At 36.3% G+C, this 19,247-nt stretch carries 20 protein-coding genes; 3 read left to right on the top strand and 17 right to left on the bottom strand.

What is annotated here, in order from left to right:
* Positions 1–34: 34 nt before the first annotated feature.
* Both A8L32_RS03330 and A8L32_RS03325 read left to right on the top strand, forming a co-directional pair.
* Positions 35–1,417: a sulfatase family protein gene (locus A8L32_RS03330; RefSeq protein ID WP_198931723.1), complete on the top strand. Its 1,383-nt coding sequence runs from the start codon at positions 35–37 to the stop codon at positions 1,415–1,417.
* An 82-nt stretch (positions 1,418–1,499) separates the two neighbouring features.
* Complete coding sequence (locus tag A8L32_RS03325; protein WP_066627772.1) at positions 1,500–3,035, top strand: sulfatase family protein; 1,536 nt, start codon at positions 1,500–1,502, stop codon at positions 3,033–3,035.
* Positions 3,036–3,094: 59 nt separating this feature from the next.
* Here A8L32_RS03325 and A8L32_RS03320 read toward each other — a convergent pair whose 3' ends face one another.
* From A8L32_RS03320 to acs, 9 genes are all read right to left on the bottom strand, one after another.
* Positions 3,095–3,988, bottom strand: coding sequence for an alpha/beta fold hydrolase (locus A8L32_RS03320; RefSeq protein ID WP_066627909.1), 894 nt, complete (start codon positions 3,986–3,988; stop codon positions 3,095–3,097).
* Between the two features lie 119 nt (positions 3,989–4,107).
* Entirely contained in the window at positions 4,108–4,689 is a 582-nt protein-coding gene (locus A8L32_RS03315; RefSeq protein ID WP_066627769.1) for a TetR/AcrR family transcriptional regulator, read from the bottom strand.
* A gap of 122 nt (positions 4,690–4,811) precedes the next feature.
* Positions 4,812–5,408 carry a hypothetical protein gene (locus tag A8L32_RS03310; RefSeq protein ID WP_066627760.1) on the bottom strand — a complete coding sequence of 199 codons (597 nt, stop codon included), beginning with the start codon at positions 5,406–5,408 and terminating at the stop codon, positions 4,812–4,814.
* An 82-nt stretch (positions 5,409–5,490) separates the two neighbouring features.
* A complete protein-coding gene (locus A8L32_RS03305) occupies positions 5,491–6,024 on the bottom strand; it encodes a hypothetical protein (RefSeq protein WP_066627758.1) in 534 nt (177 codons plus the stop codon).
* A gap of 177 nt (positions 6,025–6,201) precedes the next feature.
* Positions 6,202–7,857, bottom strand: coding sequence for an FAD-dependent oxidoreductase (locus tag A8L32_RS03300; RefSeq protein ID WP_066627756.1), 1,656 nt, complete (start codon positions 7,855–7,857; stop codon positions 6,202–6,204).
* Positions 7,858–8,004: 147 nt separating this feature from the next.
* Complete coding sequence (locus A8L32_RS03295) at positions 8,005–8,316, bottom strand: rhodanese-like domain-containing protein (protein ID WP_066627753.1); 312 nt, start codon at positions 8,314–8,316, stop codon at positions 8,005–8,007.
* Positions 8,317–8,405: 89 nt separating this feature from the next.
* Entirely contained in the window at positions 8,406–8,654 is a 249-nt protein-coding gene (locus A8L32_RS03290; RefSeq protein WP_066627751.1) for a rhodanese-like domain-containing protein, read from the bottom strand.
* Between the two features lie 78 nt (positions 8,655–8,732).
* On the bottom strand, positions 8,733–9,371 hold the full coding sequence (locus A8L32_RS03285; RefSeq protein WP_066627749.1) for a Crp/Fnr family transcriptional regulator: 639 nt from the start codon (positions 9,369–9,371) through the stop codon (positions 8,733–8,735).
* 194 nt (positions 9,372–9,565) lie between these two features.
* On the bottom strand, positions 9,566–11,509 hold the full coding sequence (gene acs / locus A8L32_RS03280) for an acetate--CoA ligase (protein WP_066627747.1): 1,944 nt from the start codon (positions 11,507–11,509) through the stop codon (positions 9,566–9,568).
* A 176-nt stretch (positions 11,510–11,685) separates the two neighbouring features.
* On the opposite strand from acs, the gene A8L32_RS03275 reads away from it, so the two are divergent.
* Entirely contained in the window at positions 11,686–12,189 is a 504-nt protein-coding gene (locus A8L32_RS03275; RefSeq protein ID WP_066627744.1) for a ribonuclease HI, read from the top strand.
* A 54-nt stretch (positions 12,190–12,243) separates the two neighbouring features.
* Here the strand turns inward: A8L32_RS03275 and A8L32_RS03270 are convergent, their stop codons facing one another.
* The 8 genes from A8L32_RS03270 to A8L32_RS03235 all read right to left on the bottom strand — a co-directional run bounded on the left by A8L32_RS03270 (position 12,244) and on the right by A8L32_RS03235 (position 19,213).
* The gene (locus A8L32_RS03270; protein WP_066627737.1) at positions 12,244–12,705 is read right to left on the bottom strand and encodes a hypothetical protein; all 462 of its coding nucleotides are present in this window, start codon (positions 12,703–12,705) and stop codon (positions 12,244–12,246) included.
* Positions 12,706–12,939: 234 nt separating this feature from the next.
* Positions 12,940–14,856, bottom strand: coding sequence for an aldehyde ferredoxin oxidoreductase family protein (locus tag A8L32_RS03265; protein ID WP_066627735.1), 1,917 nt, complete (start codon positions 14,854–14,856; stop codon positions 12,940–12,942).
* 358 nt (positions 14,857–15,214) lie between these two features.
* Positions 15,215–16,240, bottom strand: a complete 1,026-nt coding sequence (gene trhO / locus A8L32_RS03260; RefSeq protein WP_066627729.1) for an oxygen-dependent tRNA uridine(34) hydroxylase TrhO — start codon at positions 16,238–16,240, stop codon at positions 15,215–15,217.
* A 320-nt stretch (positions 16,241–16,560) separates the two neighbouring features.
* A complete protein-coding gene (locus A8L32_RS03255; protein ID WP_066627724.1) occupies positions 16,561–17,052 on the bottom strand; it encodes a hypothetical protein in 492 nt (163 codons plus the stop codon).
* A gap of 172 nt (positions 17,053–17,224) precedes the next feature.
* The gene (locus tag A8L32_RS03250; protein ID WP_066627721.1) at positions 17,225–17,545 is read right to left on the bottom strand and encodes a hypothetical protein; all 321 of its coding nucleotides are present in this window, start codon (positions 17,543–17,545) and stop codon (positions 17,225–17,227) included.
* Positions 17,546–17,697: 152 nt separating this feature from the next.
* Positions 17,698–17,973, bottom strand: a complete 276-nt coding sequence (locus A8L32_RS03245; protein ID WP_066627718.1) for a hypothetical protein — start codon at positions 17,971–17,973, stop codon at positions 17,698–17,700.
* Between the two features lie 304 nt (positions 17,974–18,277).
* Positions 18,278–18,481, bottom strand: coding sequence for a hypothetical protein (locus A8L32_RS03240; RefSeq protein WP_066627715.1), 204 nt, complete (start codon positions 18,479–18,481; stop codon positions 18,278–18,280).
* Positions 18,482–18,772: 291 nt separating this feature from the next.
* Positions 18,773–19,213, bottom strand: coding sequence for an outer membrane insertion C- signal (locus A8L32_RS03235; protein WP_066627712.1), 441 nt, complete (start codon positions 19,211–19,213; stop codon positions 18,773–18,775).
* Positions 19,214–19,247 lie beyond the last annotated feature (34 nt).

Here is a 19,247-nt window from a genome sequence, read left to right as displayed (position 1 = left end):
ATCAAAAATCAGATTTATTTTAACAATAACTCTATTGTCAACTACAAAGTTTGTAATAAGCGCAAAAGAAAGACCTAATATTATCCTTATCATGACAGATGACCAAGGTTGGTTTGATGCTGGCTTTAATGGTAATAAGATGATACAAACACCTAATCTGGATGCCTTAGCTCAACAAGGTGTAATATTCGATCGCTTTTATTCTGCTTCTTCCGTTTGCTCTCCTACACGAGCCAGTGTAATGACAGGACGGAATCCAAACAGAATGGGAATACCCAGCGCCAATACAGGGCATTTAAAATTAGAAGAAATTACCATTGCCGAACTATTAAGAAAAGAAGGTTATGCCACTGGCCATTTTGGTAAGTGGCACTTAGGTACACTTACTAAAAAAGTAAAGGATGCCAATCGAGGGGGAAAAGAGAAACATTTTGAGCATTTTACAATACCGAGCATGCATGGGTACGATGAGTTCTTTTGCACAGAATCCAAAGTACCAACCTACGACCCCATGATTTATCCAACTACATTTAAAGAAGGAGAATCGAAGAAGTATGGCTGGACTGCCGTCGCAAAAGGCGAACGTTCGGAAGCATACAATACTTTTTATTGGGTGGATAACGAACAAAAAGCAAGCAATGACTTATCTGGCGATGATACCAAACTGATAGTAGACCAAGTTATTCCTTTTATCCACCAATCAGTTTCTAATAAAAAGCCCTTTTTTACAACGGTATGGCCACACACCCCTCACTTGCCAGTTGTTACAAGCGAATACTACAAAAATAAATACGCTCATCTTTCAAACAAGGAACAGCTATATTATGGTTGTATTACTGCATTAGACGAGCAGGTAGGTAGGTTATGGCAGGAACTGAAGGAACTAGGCCTTGCAGAAAATACCATGATTTGGTTTTGTAGTGATAATGGCCCTGAAAATGGAACGCCAGGTAGTGCAGGCAAATTCAGAGCCAGAAAAAGAAGTCTGTATGAAGGAGGACTACGCACTCCTGCTTTTGTGGTATGGAAGAAAGAGCTAGCGGGAAACCAACGATTAGATTTCCCCGCTTACACAAGCGATTATATGCCTACAATTCTCAACATTTTAAATATTGAGTACCCCGATAATAGACCGGTAGATGGAATGGATATTATGCCGCTGATTCAACACTCCTCTATGCAAAGAGAAAAACCAATGGGTTTTCAGTTTAATAATAGAATATCATGGGTAACACATCAATACAAATTAATTAGCGAAGATGCTGGTAAAACATTTGAGCTATATGATTTGATAAATGATGAAAAGGAACAAAACAATATAATTCAGAATAACTCAGAATTGGCTCAACATATGAAAGAAGATTTATTGGAATGGAAGAAATCAGTCTCTCATAGTTTAAATGGTAACGACTACTAAGCAAATCTACTTCTCTTAAAGAAAGAACCAATAAAAAACATCTTGATTCTTAATTTTCAGGAATTGTACTAAATACGAAATAATGATACAAAAAACACTTTTATTAAGTCTGGTTACAATACTACTCATCTCCTGTAGTACTGCACCTAAAAAAGAAAAAAGCAAACCCAACATTGTAATTATTTACGCCGATGATATGGGTTATGGCGATTTAAACTGTCAGAATCCAAATTCTAAAATTCCAACCCCTCACTTGGACAAATTAGCTAGCGAAGGGATGCGATTTACAGATGCACATAGCTCTTCGGGAATATGCACCCCCAGTCGTTTTGCTTTATTAACAGGACAGTACCACTGGCGAAGAGGACACGGTATTGTCAACAGCTTTGGTCAACCCTATTTTAAGGATAATGACATCACTCTTCCTCAAATATTGAAAGATGCGGGTTATTCTACAGCTTGTATTGGCAAATGGCATTTAGGTTGGAATTGGGAATTCAATAATAAACCCAGTGGTGAAGTTATGCAATGGAATAAACTACGACAATACTACTTACCTAAAGATGTAAAACTAACAGGTACTATTACGGGTGGTCCTTTAGATCGCGGTTTTGATTACTATTTTGGTGATGGCACTATCAATTTTCCTCCCTACGCTTGGGTTGAGAATGATAAGATTATTGAGATACCCACAGAAGTAATGACTCCAGATGTAGGTAATAAACAAACCAAAGAAGGAAGTTGGGAATTTCGTCCTGGACCAATGGTTAAAGACTGGGAACCGTACGATGTTTTGCCAACCTTAACTAAGAAAACAGTAAGTTGGATAAAGAGGCAAAAAAAAGACCAACCTTTCTTTTTGTATTTTGCTTTGCCCTCACCTCACGCTCCCATCATTCCTAACAAAGAATTTATTGGAAAATCGGAAGCTGGTGGTTATGGCGATTTTATGTTTCAAACCGATTGGGTAGCAGGACAAGTACTAGAGGCTTTGAAGGAAAAAGGTTTTGAAGACAACACCATTGTAATATTTAGTGCCGATAATGGCCCTGAGAAATATGCTTGGGCCAGAGCTGAAAACTATGGTCATTATAGCATGGGTGATTTCCGAGGTTTAAAACGCGATGTATGGGAAGGTGGTCATCACATTCCGTTTATCTTTAAATGGCCTGGACAAATTGAGGCAGGAAGCGTTTCGGATGAAGTGATATCGCAAGTGGATATTATGGCAACCTTAGCTAGCATCACACAATCAGAGCTCTCCCAAAACGCAGCGCCAGACAGTTATAATTTAGTTCCTTTATTAAAAGGAAAAAAATACACTAGCCCACTGCGAGAAGCAACCGTGCAGAATACTTATAAAAACCATTATGGACTAAGAAAAGGTAAATGGTTTTATATCAATAAACCAACAGGTGAGGTATCTAAAATGTCTGATTCTTTTAAGGCACTCCGTAACTATCCAATTACTAAGTATGATACTAAAGGTTTGTTATTTGATTTAGAAAACGATCCAGAACAACGAACTAATTTATACAATGAATATCCAAAAATAGTAGAAGAAATGGATGCTTTATTAAATAAATATAGAGAACAAGGATACTCTGTGAAGAGGTAATTGATAATGAAATGAATCTAATTTGTAATAATCATTACAAATTAGATTCAAAAAAAAAGTCACTTATTCTTTAAAAAATTACGTATTAATGCGATAGACTCTTCCGGATACTCTTCTAATATGAAGTGACCTCCGTTAAAAAAATGAGTTTCTATATTAGTTAAATCACGACTATAAGCCTCGCCACCAGGTTTACTAAAAAAAGGATCATTACTACCCCATATTACCAAACTCGCTGGTTGATACGCTCTAAAATAATTCTGCCATTCCTCGTAAAGAGCAAAATTTGACCCGTAATTACTAAATAATTCCGACTGTACTTCTTTAACATTTACTCGCCTTAAAAACGACTCATCCGTTAAGTACGAAATTGGATCAATTGCTGATGTATCAGAGGCTCCTTTTAAATACATTTGTTCTATTCCCTCCTTAGACATAAGCCACTCTTTGAATTTGCCTAATCCTTCTAAATCATTTTTCTCCCAAAAGGCTCCTATTTTCTGCGGCCACTCACCTAAACCATCTAAATAAGCATTGGCATTTTGAATAATTAAACCATTGATTTTTTCTGGGTTTTGCTTGGCTATTCTGAAACCTATCGGGCCACCGTAATCCTGCATCATAAGCGTAAAACTATCCAACCCTAACTTTTGAATAAAGCTTTGCATTAACTTAGTTATATTATCAAAAGTATATTCAAAATCATTAATACTAGGGATATCACTAAATCCGAAACCCGGATAATCAGGGGCAACAATATGAAAATCGTTCGCTAATCCCTCAATAACCTTTCTGTACATATGCGAAGAGCTCGGGAAACCATGCAACATTAATATGGTTTCATTTTGAGGGCTACCCGCTTCCCTGTAAAAAACAGACACTCCATCTACTTCTAGCAATTGATGTTTTACTACTATCTTATTTTCCTTTGTTAATACTTCTTTTTCATTCATCATTATTGAGTTTATGTGTTGACTCCATTTATCTGCATTAATTAAGTCAACGGTTAATACTAAATTGATTTATATCCAATACAATATTGTAACGTTCATTACATTTTAGGTCAAATTTTTTATAACATCTGTAAGTTCAAATCTATCAAGGCTCTTAGTTTATCATCATCATTATACATGCGCTCGGTAATATTAAGTCCATTCCATAAATTCATTAAAAACATAGCTAACTGTTTTGGCGATTTATCCTTATCAATTTCGCCTTCTTTCTGACCTTTTATAATTGCTTTTTCGAAACCTTGTTCAAGCTCTAATAGCAACTTGACTGATAATTCCTTGGTTTCCTCATCCGCATTGCTCAATTCTACAATAGCATTTCCTAAATAACATCCTTTATTACGCTGTTCCGCAGGCGAATCAACTATGGCATTAAAGAATTTACTTAAAAATAACTTTGCACTTTTACTTTCCTCCAATCCCCTACTGAATAGAATATTCGCCTTACGTAAAAACTGATTTAATGATTTTTGATAGAGTTCCCTTTTACCACCAGGGAAAGAGCGATAGAAACTACCTTGACCTATCTGCATCGCTTTTAATAAATCTTGGGCAGAAGAAGCTGTATACCCTTTCTTCCAAAAGACTGTAATAGCTTTATCAATTAATTCATCATTCTCAAAATGCTTTGGTCTACCTGCCATCTTAAATTGTTTTACACAACAAATATAAATATTGTAATGATTGTTACAATATAAATTTCAGCATTTAACAATTAATTAATATCATTATTAAATTATCTCCTGCACTTAACAGATGAGAATATTCACTCAACAAACTCAATCACATCAGTTTGTGCATACAACTCATGACCAGACTCTAGAAATATTTTTACAGTAAAAATAGCCGAATCTGGAACATTCGAGTAATTTTCCAAATCAACATGGAAACTTTCATGCCACTTTCCTAAATCTTCAAACACTTCGGTAATACTCGTTGTTATTCCGTCATAACTTGTTGAATAAAAATGATCAGTAACATCAATTTCTTCGTCATTTTCAACATTGATAACAGTAATTTCAATCTGATGTATTAGATCAACAGTTATATATTCAGGCTCTACGCAATCACAAGCCATAGCAGGTGCAAATCCAAATGAGGCAGAATTAGAATGATTTTTATTGTAGGAGGCTACTCTTTTCAAATCTGACGTCACAGAAAAAGTTATTCCAAAAGAATGCTTACGTACTTCATCGTTCACTATTTTTGGGCTAAAACCAGAAGTATCCCAAGCTTCTAAATCCAGTCCTGTATAATATTTTTCATATTTACCAGTATCTCCACAATCACATGGGTCGCAAGCTGAAATGATTGTTTGTAATACAAATATTACAGCAAGCGAGTAAATTACTTTATTAGTCATAGTATTAGTTTGTCAACATGCATATTAAATGAGTACATAAACTTCTTTTTAAGATATAAAAAACATCATGTACAGTTATTCCTTACTGAACTCTTTCAAAAATTAGCGCCTCGTTAAACTCACCTACATATTTTCCACCTTCTCTATAAAACACCATTTTATTTTCAGATAATTCCGCCAAAGCATAATAACTGATAAGCATTCCTGAGGCTGTACCTTCTTCATTTTGGTAGCCTCGAGAATATCTTAGATAAATAGATTCGGATATGTAGATGAGTTCACAATCAAAAATCTCCATATCCGCTTTAAATACATCACCATCAATTTCCTGAAAACAGAGTTGATCTCCCAGTTCAATTAGTCCTGCTGACTGATTGGCGAAGAAAGTATAAATATCATCCGCTACGCAAGACAAATCAATATTTGTATCGCTACTAGCATCCACTGATTTATCTATAACCTCTACTATTCGCCATGATCTTTCATCATCTCCATGGATTACAGACATTTTTGATTCTGGAAATAAAGGAATTTTGTTATCATCCTCCTTAGAGCAGGAAGAAATGATGAGAATTAAACTGATTGCCATAAACAATCGAGATAACATACTTTTCATTGGATTAGTTTTAAAATTCGAATATCGTTTATTTCAAATAATATGCCAACCCACTACATTAATATTAACATATTGATAATACTTGTTTTTAATCAATAAAAAAAGCGCATCCACCCGAAGGTTAATGCGCTCATTGATTCCCAAACCAATACTACTTAAACTATCACTATAACTATCTTAATTCAATTTACTCCATATTAAAAATCCACCAGATAGGTTTTTAATATTTTTAAAACCTTTGTCGGCTAAAATTAAATAACCTAAATATCCTCGTAGTCCTTTGGCACAATAAATATAGGTTGGTTTTGAAGCATCCATACCTTCTAATCTACTATCCCGTAACTGTTCAAGCGGAATATTAATGGCATTAGCAATTTTTCCGTTTGCCTGCAGCTCATTTGGATTTCGCACATCAATAAGGTTGTACTCACCCTCTGGAGTATTTTCAATTAAATCCTTTAAAGTAACCGCATCCACTTCGGTATACTGACCATTTAAAACATTTGATGTTACATAACCTGAAACAATCACAGGATCCTTTGCAGGCGAATATGGCGGCGCATAAGCCAAATCAAGATTAGGTAAATCGCTCATTTTAAGCTTAGCATAAATGGCCGTACTCATAATATCAATACGTTTATCTACCCCTTTTTCTCCAAATGCTTCGCAACCCAATATTGTTCCATCTTTAGGATTATAATAGGTCTCCACTATCATATCTTTTTGATCGGGATAATACCCGGGTGTAGAACCTGCCACAATTAAGTTCACTGCAAAATCGATATTATTTTGAGTCATAAATGCTGGGCCCATCCCTGTGCGCCCCATGGTATTTTCAAACACCTTAACAATAGCCGTTTTATAACCGCCCTTAAACTCCTCTTGTCCACCAGCAGCATTAACCCCAGCGGTACGCCCACCTTTATTCGAATGCGTTCCTAAAGGAAGGTAATCGTACTCTCCAGTCTGCGTATTTTTAATGCTAGCACAATCCCCTGCCGCATAAATATCTGGCAAAGTGGTTTCCATTTTCTCGTTTACCTTAACTGCGCCATTACCTATATATTCAGCTCCTTTTGAAGTCAGCAAATGAGAGTTAGGCTTAATTCCAACACTCATGATTACAAAATCAGTAGCCTGCGTTTCAGTTTCGCTTAATTGAACACCAGTAATCTGCCCTTCGTTTACATCAAACTCTTTAACAAAAGTATTAGTAACTACTTTTATACCATGTTTCTCCATAGTCGTTTTAGCAAACTGACGGAACTTTCCTTCCCACATAGGTAAGATGCCATCGCCACCTTCAATCAGTGTAACTTCCTTGCCTGCTTCACGCAGATTTTCGGCTACCTCAACACCAATTAATCCAGCTCCCATTACGGTGATATGCTTGGCGTCTTCAATCACATCTTTTTGCATGATACGATCGAAATCTTCAAGCGTACGACAAGCTGACCAATTTTTGGCTTGCTCTATATTTTTTACGGGTGGAATAAATGTGCTCGCTCCTGCTGTATACACCAACTTATCATAGTTATATTCTGCTATGTTAGTTTTTACAATATGCTTATCCGGATCAATATCAAGCACCTCTTCTTGTAGGTGAACATCAATATTAAAACGTTCTCTAAGCAGATTGGCTTCCACCACCATTAAATTATCTCTATCGTTAATTACACCAGATAATGCGTAAGGAATTCCGCAAGTAGCATAACTTATATTTTTTGTTTTTTCGAACAATACAATCTCTGCATCTTCATTTTGTCTGCGTGCCTTAGCAGCAGCCGATGGTCCTGCAGATAGACCACCTATAACGATTATTTTCTTTCCCATATTTTTATTAGACGAAAGTCTGTTTATTTAAAGTTTGACGGCTACAATAGCCGACCTTATTGTAAAAAGAATTATATCAAGCTGTTTTCACTTAAGCAATTACAGTTATACCGTTTACTGCCAACTGAAAAATGGCCTCTAAACACCTTACCCTAAAAGTCTATCCACTTTCGACCAACGGCCACCATTATGAACATCCAGTACACTGTTTCGCTGCAAAATGGCTGTAGCATTAGCACTTCTGATACCAGATGCGCAACATAGTACTAATGGCGTTGGCATCTTCTTTATTTTCTTTAATTTATGCTGAATCTGATCTAAAGGAATATTGATTGAACCATCAACATGTCCCATACTAAATTCTCCAGGAGTACGCACATCTATAATGGTAGCTCCATTTTCTAATATCTCTGATAGAGGATTTTTACCTCCCCCGAATAATCGACTAAAAAATGACATAATTGTAGCTGTTAGCTATCGGCATTAAGTATGAAACCTAATGCCCATAATTATTAATTGAATGATTTAAATAAAAAAATATGGAGCAATTAATTGGCTACGGTATACCAAGGACCGCCGTCTTTCACGTTGGTCATGCCATTTTGTTCTAGAAACTGTAGTGCAGAAAAGCTGCGCATTCCTGAGGCGCAACATAATACGATATCCCCTTCGATAGCTCTAATTTCTTCTATTCTTTGTGCAATTTGATCAACCGGAATATTGATTGATCCTTCTACCTTGCCTCCCGCATATTCCATTGGAGTGCGTACGTCGATAACTGTGATTTTATTTTCCATTGTTCTTTGTTTTTTCAATTTTACAAAGGCAAAAAAACAACCTTCTATAAAAGTGCACAGTAACTTTTGTCACATTGGTTAAATTAATTCAACTTTATAACGATGGAGTTTAATTCTCCCGAGCTTCTCCAACTGCTTTAAAAGCCTGGAAATAACCTCCCTAGAAGTATTTAAGTCGCTTGCTATTTCTTGATGAGTCAAATTTAAAATTTTTGCATTTAATTCCTTCGATCTTTCTAGGAGGTAACGTTCCAAACGTTCATCCATCTTCATAAAAGCAATACTATCGATGGTGTGTAACATCTCATCAAAGCGAATTTGATACGCTCTAAAGATAAAGTTCTTCCATGAATCAAACTTCTTCATCCACTCATCCATTTTGTGCGTAGGTAGCATAATAATCTCAGCATCTTCAATGGCAGAGGCTTTTATGTTACTCTTTACATCGCCCATGCAGCAGGTAAGACTCATTGCACAAGTTTCGCCACTATTTAAATAATACAACAGTAACTCATTACCCTCTGAATCTTCGCGAGATATCTTTAAAGTACCTTCAATTAACAAAGGCATCTGTTTAATGTAAGCACCTATTTCTATCAAGTTACTGCCAGCATTAAAATTTACAATCTTTCCAAATTTCTGAATCTCTGTTACTAGTTCAGGCTCGTATAACACAGGAAACTTAGCCTTTATTATTTCTTCTACTGATTGTGTCATGGTTATTTTTGATTTGGCATGCAAGATAATATTTTTTAGAGATGGGAGATCGGAATCGGAGAACCTAATAGGAAAATATATCCTATAAAATGATGTAAATTAAAATATACCTACCATGGTTTATCACAACAACAAACCCCTGGAAGTATCCAAGGGTTCGTTTAACTTTATAGGTAGCAAACATCCATATTAAACTACTCCAATTTGGCTCTCAATTCTATAAGACTATCCACCACACTTGGATCTGCTAAAGTAGAAGTATCTCCTAGTTCCTCTGTTTTATTAGCTGCTATCTTACGTAAGATGCGACGCATGATTTTTCCGGAACGTGTTTTGGGTAAACCTGGTGCAATAATAATTTGGTCGGGAGTTGCAATAGGACCAATATGATGCCTGACTTCATTTTTCAGTTCTCCTATTAATTCTTCATCATAACTATACCCTTCACGCAATAGCACATAAGCAAAAATACCTTCTCCCTTAATCTCATGTGGAAAACCAACCACGGCTGCTTCGGCACAGAAAGGATGTGAAACCAAGGCTCCTTCAATTTCTGCGGAACCAATTCTATGACCAGAAACATTCATCACATCATCTACTCTACCCGTCAACCAGTAATATCCATCCTTATCGCGATGCGCTCCATCTCCTGTTAGGTAATATCCTTTATAATCGTTTAAATACGTTTTTAAAAATCGCTGATGATCGCCTTGAATAGTTCGAGCCATACTAGGCCATGGTTTTTTAATGGCCAACAATCCCGAAACATCATTCCCTTCTATTTCTTCTCCTTCGGGCGTTAGCAAAACGGGCTCAATGCCAAAGAAAGGCAAGGTTGCAGAACCCGGTTTAGTTGGTGTAGCTCCTGGCAAGGGTGCAATTAATATACCTCCTGTTTCCGTCTGCCACCAAGTATCTACAATAGAACATCGTCCTTCGCCCACCACTTCGTAATACCATTTCCAGGTATCTGGATTGATAGGTTCTCCTACCGTACCCAATACACGAAGGCTACTGCGATCATACTTCTTTACAAACTCATCTCCATCGCGCTGAATAGCTCTAATGGCCGTTGGAGCTGTATAAAACTGCGTAATCTTTAATCGCTCTACCATTTCCCAATATCTCCCTGAATCGGGATAATTAGGCGTACTCTCAAAAATAACGGTAGTACCACCATTCATCAGGGGTCCGTAAACCACGTAGGTATGTCCCGTAACCCAACCAATATCAGCTACACAAGCAAAAATATCATCAGGCTGATAATCGAAAATATATTTTTGGGTTAGAGCAGCATATAATAAATAACCCGCTGTTGTATGCGCCAAACCTTTGGGTTTTCCTGTACTACCCGAAGTATATAATAAAAACAAGGTATCCTCTGCATCCATATGTTCGGTAGGACAATACGGCCTTTCGGCATCCATTGCATCATTTAACCAAACATCGCGTGGCTCATAAAAGGGTACTTTATTTACTGTTCTTTCTGCTACAAATACATGCTGAACCGAGGGACAAGCCATCACCGCCTCATCCACTATTCGCTTCAAGGGAATGATTCTTTTTCCACGTATACCTTCATTGGCCGTAATAACCGCTTTACATTTTGAGTCGTTAATTCTATCGCGTAAAGCCTCGGCACTAAAGCCAGCAAACACTACTGAATGTACTGCTCCTATTCTGGCACAAGCCAACATAGCATATACCGCCTCGGGTATCATGGGCATATACAAAGCCACTCTATCCCCTTTTCTTATTCCATGATGACGCAACACATTGGCCATTTTCGAAACCTCTCTCAGTAGTTCTTTATATGTAATCTTTTTACCCACACCAGGTTCATCCGACTCCCAAATTAAAGCCACCTTATCACCTTGAGTTTTAGCATGACGATCTACACAATTTTCGCAGGCATTCAGCTTCCCTCCCAAAAACCAGGCAATCATGCCTTCTTCAAATTCACAATTACTTACCGAATCAAAATCGTGCTGCCATTGAAGTACCTTTCTGGCTTGTGTCTCCCAAAATTCTTCATTATTCTGAATACTCTTGTTATACATTGAATGGTATTCATCCATGTTGGAGATTGCTGCCTTGGGAAAGTTTTCTGGTACTGGTTTGTAGGTTTCATTTTCCATAGAACTGGTTTTATAAGATTAGAAAGAAATCATTCTCTTAAACAACACATTGTCAGCTTATTTTGTTGAGATAGTTTTCATATAAAACCTTTTATATCAATAGGAAAATGAGAATTATAAAATCTATTCTCGTGTATATTCAATCTAAAAGTTACCTTAGTCGTTCAATTTATTTCATGAAGCAGATTTACCTTTTTACGGATGGAAGTGTTCATACACAAACTAAGCTTGGCTTTGGTGCATCTTTAATTGTAGAAGATTTGAATAGTTCTATTGAGGATGCTAAACAAAGCTTATGTATCAAGCAATTTATAGATACCTCATCTACCAAATTAGAATTACAGATATTGCTTTTTGCGCTTGAAAACTTAAAGGATTATAAAGGTAATATTTCGGCTTATACCGATTCTCAGAATATTCTATCCTTACTCTCACGTCGCGAAAAATTGGAGAAGAATAAGTATTTAACAGCGAGTGGTAAAAAAGTAATCAATACCGAGTTATACCAGCAGTTTTATCAGTTGATTGATGGGCTCAATATTGAATTCATTAAGATAAAAGGGCATCAAAAATCTAGCGACAAAACAAGCCTTGACAAGCTCTTTACACTAGTTGATAAAGCTTCGAGGAAGGCCTTAAGAAGTGAGATTAAGCGTAATCAGGGTAAAGAGTTTATTTAGTTATAATGTAGAATGTTAAAAGTAATTCCAACGAACAATAATTCTACTAAATGCTTAAACAATATCCTTAATCACTATGGTTTGCTCCTGAAATGTAAATTTATCTCCTGCTTTGAGTCCAGCCATTTTTTTACCAATGGGTGATACCATAGAAATGGAATAGAACTCACCTGCCTCAATCGAAAGTTTACCAATAGCTACTGAAACAAAATAATTGCCTTTATTGGTAATCACAACTGTTCCAAAACCAACTTCACTATTTGCTTGACTTACATTTATCTTAGATACCTGATTCTTCAGCTTGAGAAAATTACTTAGCTGAGCTTCGTTCTTCGCTATCTCAATATGCATCATAGCACGACTGGTTTCGTACTTATCGCCAACGCTACTTTTAGTATCACTATCGCGCGATTCTTTAGCCGAAGATAATTGAGTATTCAAGGTGTCAATTTTCTCATCTAAAATTTCCACCACCTTGGCGCTTAGTTGCTTTTTTATTTCTAATAATTGGCTCATGCATATATTTAAATGAACAACAAATGTATACAATAATTTAAAATAGCATGGAATAGTGCAAACATTCGAGGCTGTTATTTGAAATTCACGGAGTTTACTTCAAAGAACAAGCTTAGTGCATTTATAGTAATCGTATCGAAAGACCCAGAAAGAAGAAATCTTAAAACGAGAAAAGGCTTAACAAAGAACGTTTCCTCTGTTAAGCCTATTAGCTAACTATATAATCGTTATAGATTATGCCATAAACTCTTCTAACTTCATCTCTAATAATTTACCTGGTAACGGAGCTCCTTCTTCGTCCATACCTGTCATTTGGTAATAAAATTTTTTGGCTTCTTCAAACTCATCTCTTGGAATTTTAGCTCCTTCAATGGCACCATTGCCTAGTGGTTCAAACATTCTTTCGGGTAAAGTTTCGTCCTTACTCGTAATACCACACTTGGCGTTAAACAACCTGGATAAAACAATTCCTCTTTCCGATACTGCGACCAATTCCTCTAGCGTTACATCCCATCCTGTAATTTGACTCACCAGCTCCGGCAGTTTTTCAAGGGTTATCATTCTACGACTTGGTTCTGCCACAAAAATACAGATATCCAAGGTATCCATGATACTCCATAAACGTTGTAACACCACAAAAGCTCTTAGCTTATTTCCATCTAATGACATAGGCTCAAAAGGCTCGCGGATACCATAACGGAAAATCGGAAATAAATCGCCAGGCCCCAATGCATCTGGATCGGTATTAGGCTCCCCCATAAAACAGTGATCATGTTCCACTACAATATGGTCGGCACCATTAGGTGAAACAGCATATCCTAAACCTACATTCCATTTACCACGCGGCTCATGCGCTGCAAACTCAGTCTTTTTAGAAGTAATGGCTAATTTCTCGGCTCCATTACCAATTTTTTGAGCGGCTCTATACGTTCCTTCGGCCAGTACATCACCAAAACCTTTACGGTAAGCCATCTGCTCAATCATTTGAATCAAGGCTTCATGATTACCAAAAGTTAGCTCTATACCACCCGTATCTTCTTTTGTGATGATGCCTTTTTCGAAACACTCCATGGCAAAAGCAATGGTCATACCTGTTCCAATAGAATCCATACCAAAACGTGTAACCATCTCGTTGGCCTTACAAACTGCAATTACATCCGCCACACCGCAGTTTGAACCCAAAGCACCAATCGATTCGTACTCTGGCCCACCATATTGCGGATCTACATTGCGCGTTTCGTCTTCCGACTCGTGTTTAACCACTTGCTTACAGCGGACAGGACAAGCAAAACATGATTCTCTTTTTACGCGCAACTGCTCTTTCATAAGGTTACCATCAATGGCATCGGCATGTTCAAACTCACCAAACTGAAAGTTTTTAGTTGGCAAAATACCCATGTTACTCAATATAGAAACAATAGAGAATGTACCTGAATCGCCATATTCCTTAAGTCCTGCGCGCTCCATATTACTACCAAACCACTTGGCATATTCTTTAATTTTGTCGGCCTCTTTCATAAACTCTTTGTTATCGCCAATAACGGCAATAGCACGCAAGTTTTTAGAACCAAACACCGCTCCCAATCCACAACGGCCATTCCAATGGTTTAGGTTATTACTGATAGCAGCCACGCGTACCATTTTTTCGCCAGCGGGACCAGTCTGCAATACTTTTACTCTTTTATTCCCCATCTCTTCTCTGATGGCATCCTGAACGGGCCCTGTTTCTTTACCCCAAAGATGGTCTGCCTTTTTAATTTCTATTTTATCGTTATTAATACTGATATAACATGGCTCAGCCGCTTTACCTTCAACAATAACTGCATCGTAACCTGCAAACTTTAATTCAGGTCCCCAAAAACCACCCGCTTCCGAATTTCCAAAAGCATCTGATAAGGGCGACTTAGCTGCCACCGTAAACCTGGAAGTTCCTGCAATGGGAGAACCTGTAATAACACTGGGTGCTACTATTAATTTATTTTCAGGGCTCAGGGCATCGCATTCTCCACTTACCTCTTTATTCAGATAGTAAGCGGCCAAGGCTTTACCTCCCATGTATTTTCTAAAAAAGGCTTCTCCAGGTTGTTCGGTAGTGATACTTCCATTGCTTAGATTAATTCTAAGAATCTTGTTTCTACATCCAGATGTCATTTCGTCTAAGTTTTAATTTGTTTGTGGGGAGCAGCTTTTAAACTGCACATTTTCTGATTTTTCAAAGTAAATTGAAACCCACAAATTAGACTCAACGGATTTTAACACATCATGGCATTATTTTATCTGAAATAAGCCCAAGGGCGGAGAAGGGAGAACGGAAAAAGGAGAAGGGAAAACGGAGAAAGGAAGTGAGCTAAGGGATGAGAGCTAAAGGGTGAGAGATGAGGGCAAAGAGGTGAGGACAAAAGTCTTCTGGGTGTGACTGCAAGGGTTTAAGGGGAGTTTCGTTGTATCGTGATTTCGCGCTTACCTTGCATCACGATATCACAACACAACTGAATAACTTCCCTCCCATTTACGCCATTTTAAAATAACGTTTATTGGGTTTATACTGATGTATATTTTCCAGTTCAATTTTTCTTTCGGGCGTTGCTAAAATGTACTCTTTACACGAATCGGAACATGCACCATGATTGGTAGTGCCACAATTATTACACTGGATAAACAGCAAATTGCATCGCACGTTAGAACAATTAACATGGGTATCACAAGTTTCTCCACATTGATGGCAGGTGCTGATAACCTCATCGCTAATACGTTCTCCTAATCGATTATCAAACACAAAGTTTTTACCTTGAAACTTATTCTCTTCCTGGGTTTGGTCTACCTGGCGTTTATAATCGATAATGCCACCTAGCAACTGGTTAACATCTTTAAAACCATGATGCTTTAAAAAGGCACTGGTCTTCTCGCATCGCACACCACCTGTACAGTACAACAATACCTTTTCATCTTGCTTGCCTTTTAATATTTCCAGTACTTCGGGCAGTTCCTCCGAAAAAGTCTCTGCTTTAGGTGTTATTGCACCTTCAAATTTACCTACCTCGCTCTCGTAATGATTACGCATATCTACTACCAAAGCTCCTTGATCCATGGCCTGGTTCCATTCTTTGGCATCCAAATGGTTTCCTACATTGGTTACATCAAACTCATCATCGTTTAAACCATCGGCCACAATCTTTTGGCGGACTTTTATCTGCAACTTTAAAAAGGATTTTCCATCATCCTCCACCGCAATTTTAAAAGGAATATCTTTTAGGTATTCGTGACTTTGAATAAAGGCGACAAACTGATCCCAGTTATGCGCTGGTACATTCATTTGTGCGTTAATGCCCTCGTTCGCCACATATATCCTACCCAAACAATCCAACTCTTTCCAAGCTTTAAATAACTGATTTCTTAACTCACCCGGATTTTCAACCATCACATATCTATAAAACGAAACCGTTTTTCGTGTAAACGTTTCATTATCTAACTTACGTTGAAGTTCTTCGGGGCTTAGTCTGTTAATTAAATCGGTTCTACCTTTATTCGGATCCATATGTGCTTAAAAATTTGTGCAAATATAATAAAGATATAAAGGTCTTAAAATAGATTTAAGAGATTTTAAGTTCAAAAAAGAGAAAGAACTATTAAGAATCATACAACTCTTATCTAACTCCAAGTCATCACTACACTTTTTTCACAGTAGCTCCACAGCATATTCACGCCGCTACGGCGAAGCTTTTCCGAACCGTTTGCGAACAGACTGCGAAGAAATGCGAAGCTTTTGCGAAGGAGTTGCGAAGCGGGCTCGAAGAAAAGGCGAAAAAAAGACAAAATTGAAGAGAAAGACTATCTTAATAATTACATTTTTCCTTATTAAGCGCTTAATTTTTTAGCAAAGGGGAAAGCTATATTTTGCTTAGTATCAACTACAAAAGGGAACTCTTTTTGTTTTAATAATAATGAAGTAATTAAAATTGTTTTTCCATTTTTTAAATCTATTTGATAGAAGTAATAGTTACTCCAAAGAGAACTTGCACTTCTCTCTAGCCCTGTCGTTAAAATGATGCTCAGAATATCTTTAACTTCAATTTTAGTTCTTTTGCCATTCTCATGTATTTCGATAGAATGGAGATTTATATTTACAGATATCTGTTTGTTTTTATCAATCTTATTGTAGTTTACGTGTATTAAAAGCACAGGTATCAAGGCTAGTATATAAGCAACTCCAAAAATGTATATCACCTTAGTATCACCATCATTTATAAAATAATAAATAGCTGATATTACAACACCAATAAATATTGATATTAAAGTATTTTTAAAATTCCTAATATGACTACTGAAGTTTATTTTTTTGATTTGCATGGTATTGTTGATTCTAAAGAACGTAGGCTAGGTATATGCGTATGACCATCTAACGAACTAAAACTTAACTAAGCCAAATCAAAAATTTGGCGGAGCTGATTAAATGTGCAAAAAAATCCGTAACCACTAATTTACTTATATTATATTTACTGCCTTAGCAGCTGTCATTCTATCAGTTGTATTTATTTTCATAGTCTAAAGAAAACTCATATTTTTTTCTATCAGCTGCCAATTTATCAGATAAAGGAGTGAATGATATATTTAAAAGATCAACAATATTTTTATAGTAAATCATTGCTTCTGACTCATTTTTAAATGGCTGTACAGAATAAAAATTTGCAAAGGAAAGAGAAGTGTTAGAAAGAACTTCAATTTCATAGTATTTGGATACTACTTTAAGATCTTTGGTAATAGTCTGCCCATAAGATATTGATACAATCATCAGTAATCCAAATAAAGAGTAAAGTCTCATATTCATTTTAATTGCATTCATTTTAAGTAATTGCCCGTAACGATGGCGGCATGAAACGTTACACATTTCGAAGCACAAAACTATCAAACTACTAAGCCGCTAATTAAGTGTTATTTAATTCAAATATCGCACTATCCGCGCAATGTTTTATGACCGCGTGTTGTACACCGTTTTTATTCTGCTTTTTTTATTTCTATCTCTTTAATTTCTCCACTTACAAATTTATCAATATCAGTTAAAGGAAATTGAAACCAGTATTCAATCCTATTTTCGTCATAGTAGCTGAAACAAAATTCTTCTTCAGTCGCATCAAATCCTCCACAAAAATCATCGATCTGAAATTGGTCACTACTCTCAAGCAAACTCCAACCTTCTAAATCAAGATTCTCATTCTGAATTTGCTCACAAATTGATAAAAATTCCGAGTCGATTAACAGTTTATCTTTCATTGTTTAATCTCTTATCTGAATGTACTAATGAAAAAGAATGTTTCTACCACCACTCATTGTCATCAATGTTATATGTAGCTTTCACTTTTGTAACTGTTGTATCATTGAATTCTTTCTCATATCTCGTTGATAACATTATCAAATAAGTATTTTCTTTCAAATCAGGTCTATTAATTGCAGTAATTCGTTTATATTCAAAAAGTGTCGAATCAACTCTTTCTGATTGAAAGTAACCATCTCCAGATAGTAGAAGAACTTTTCCATTATCTTGAAAAACTAAATATCCTCTAAATCCGTCATTTATTCACGAGTATTCCGCCCATATCTGTCCATCAATTTTCTCTTGACCAATCTTATTGTAATAAAACGTTGATTTTCCGCAAATATCAACTCTTTTAATATTCACATCGTTGAATTTGTAATCAATCTCGGTATGCAAGCCACAACATGAACTTATCAATACGAGCATTGATAAAAATGAAATAATGTTTGTTATATTCTTAATCATGTTGATTCTCAATTTGCACAATGCTATTTAAATGGTGTACAACTTATAAATAACATGAAACTACATGTTATCCCAAATATAGAAAATAATATTGTTAAATTAACCATGACTAAACCTATCCTCTTCCCATTTCTTTGGGTTATTGATAATGTATTGTGTGCATATAGAAATAAAAAAGTTCAAGAATGAATCCATAAATGGAAATACTCTTGAACTTAACATATTTAATACTTTTGTTTTTAGTTAGGGCTACAACTATGAATTGTTACCCTACTAATTAATTAAAGCGATTTATTTACCAAATACCCAACGCACGTTTAAACCAAAGCCACCAGCAAATAAATTAGTATTATCAATAATTTGGAGTCCTGGTCTCCAATCAGCTCCTACAACCAATGGAACTTCTTTAAACTGATATTCAAGTCCAATTTCTCCCACTGCCCCAAGAGCAAAATCATTACCAATAAAGGCATAGGGTCCTGCTCCTACATACCAGTTAAAAGCTTCTTTACCCAGTGGCATATACAAAAAGTCCCAAAGCGCATCAATACCCATACCGCCATTACCAAATGAAACATCTGCATGAATTCGGCTAAAGTTTCCTGTACTAAAAACACCATCTATAGCCACATTGCCTCCAGATACATCTCCAAAACGAAGACCAACTTCTTGTGCATGCACATAACTGATGGCAAAAAATGCAATTACTGTAATTAAAAACGCTTTTCTCATGTTAATGTGTTTAAGTTATTTATTAGAATTATTG

It is taken from the genome of Labilibacter marinus (genome assembly GCF_001659685.2).
Classification (GTDB): Bacteria; Bacteroidota; Bacteroidia; order Bacteroidales; family Marinilabiliaceae; genus Saccharicrinis; species Saccharicrinis marinus.
The sequence above is the reverse complement of the archived record's forward strand: the minus strand, read 5'-3'. Positions and strand labels throughout refer to the sequence as shown.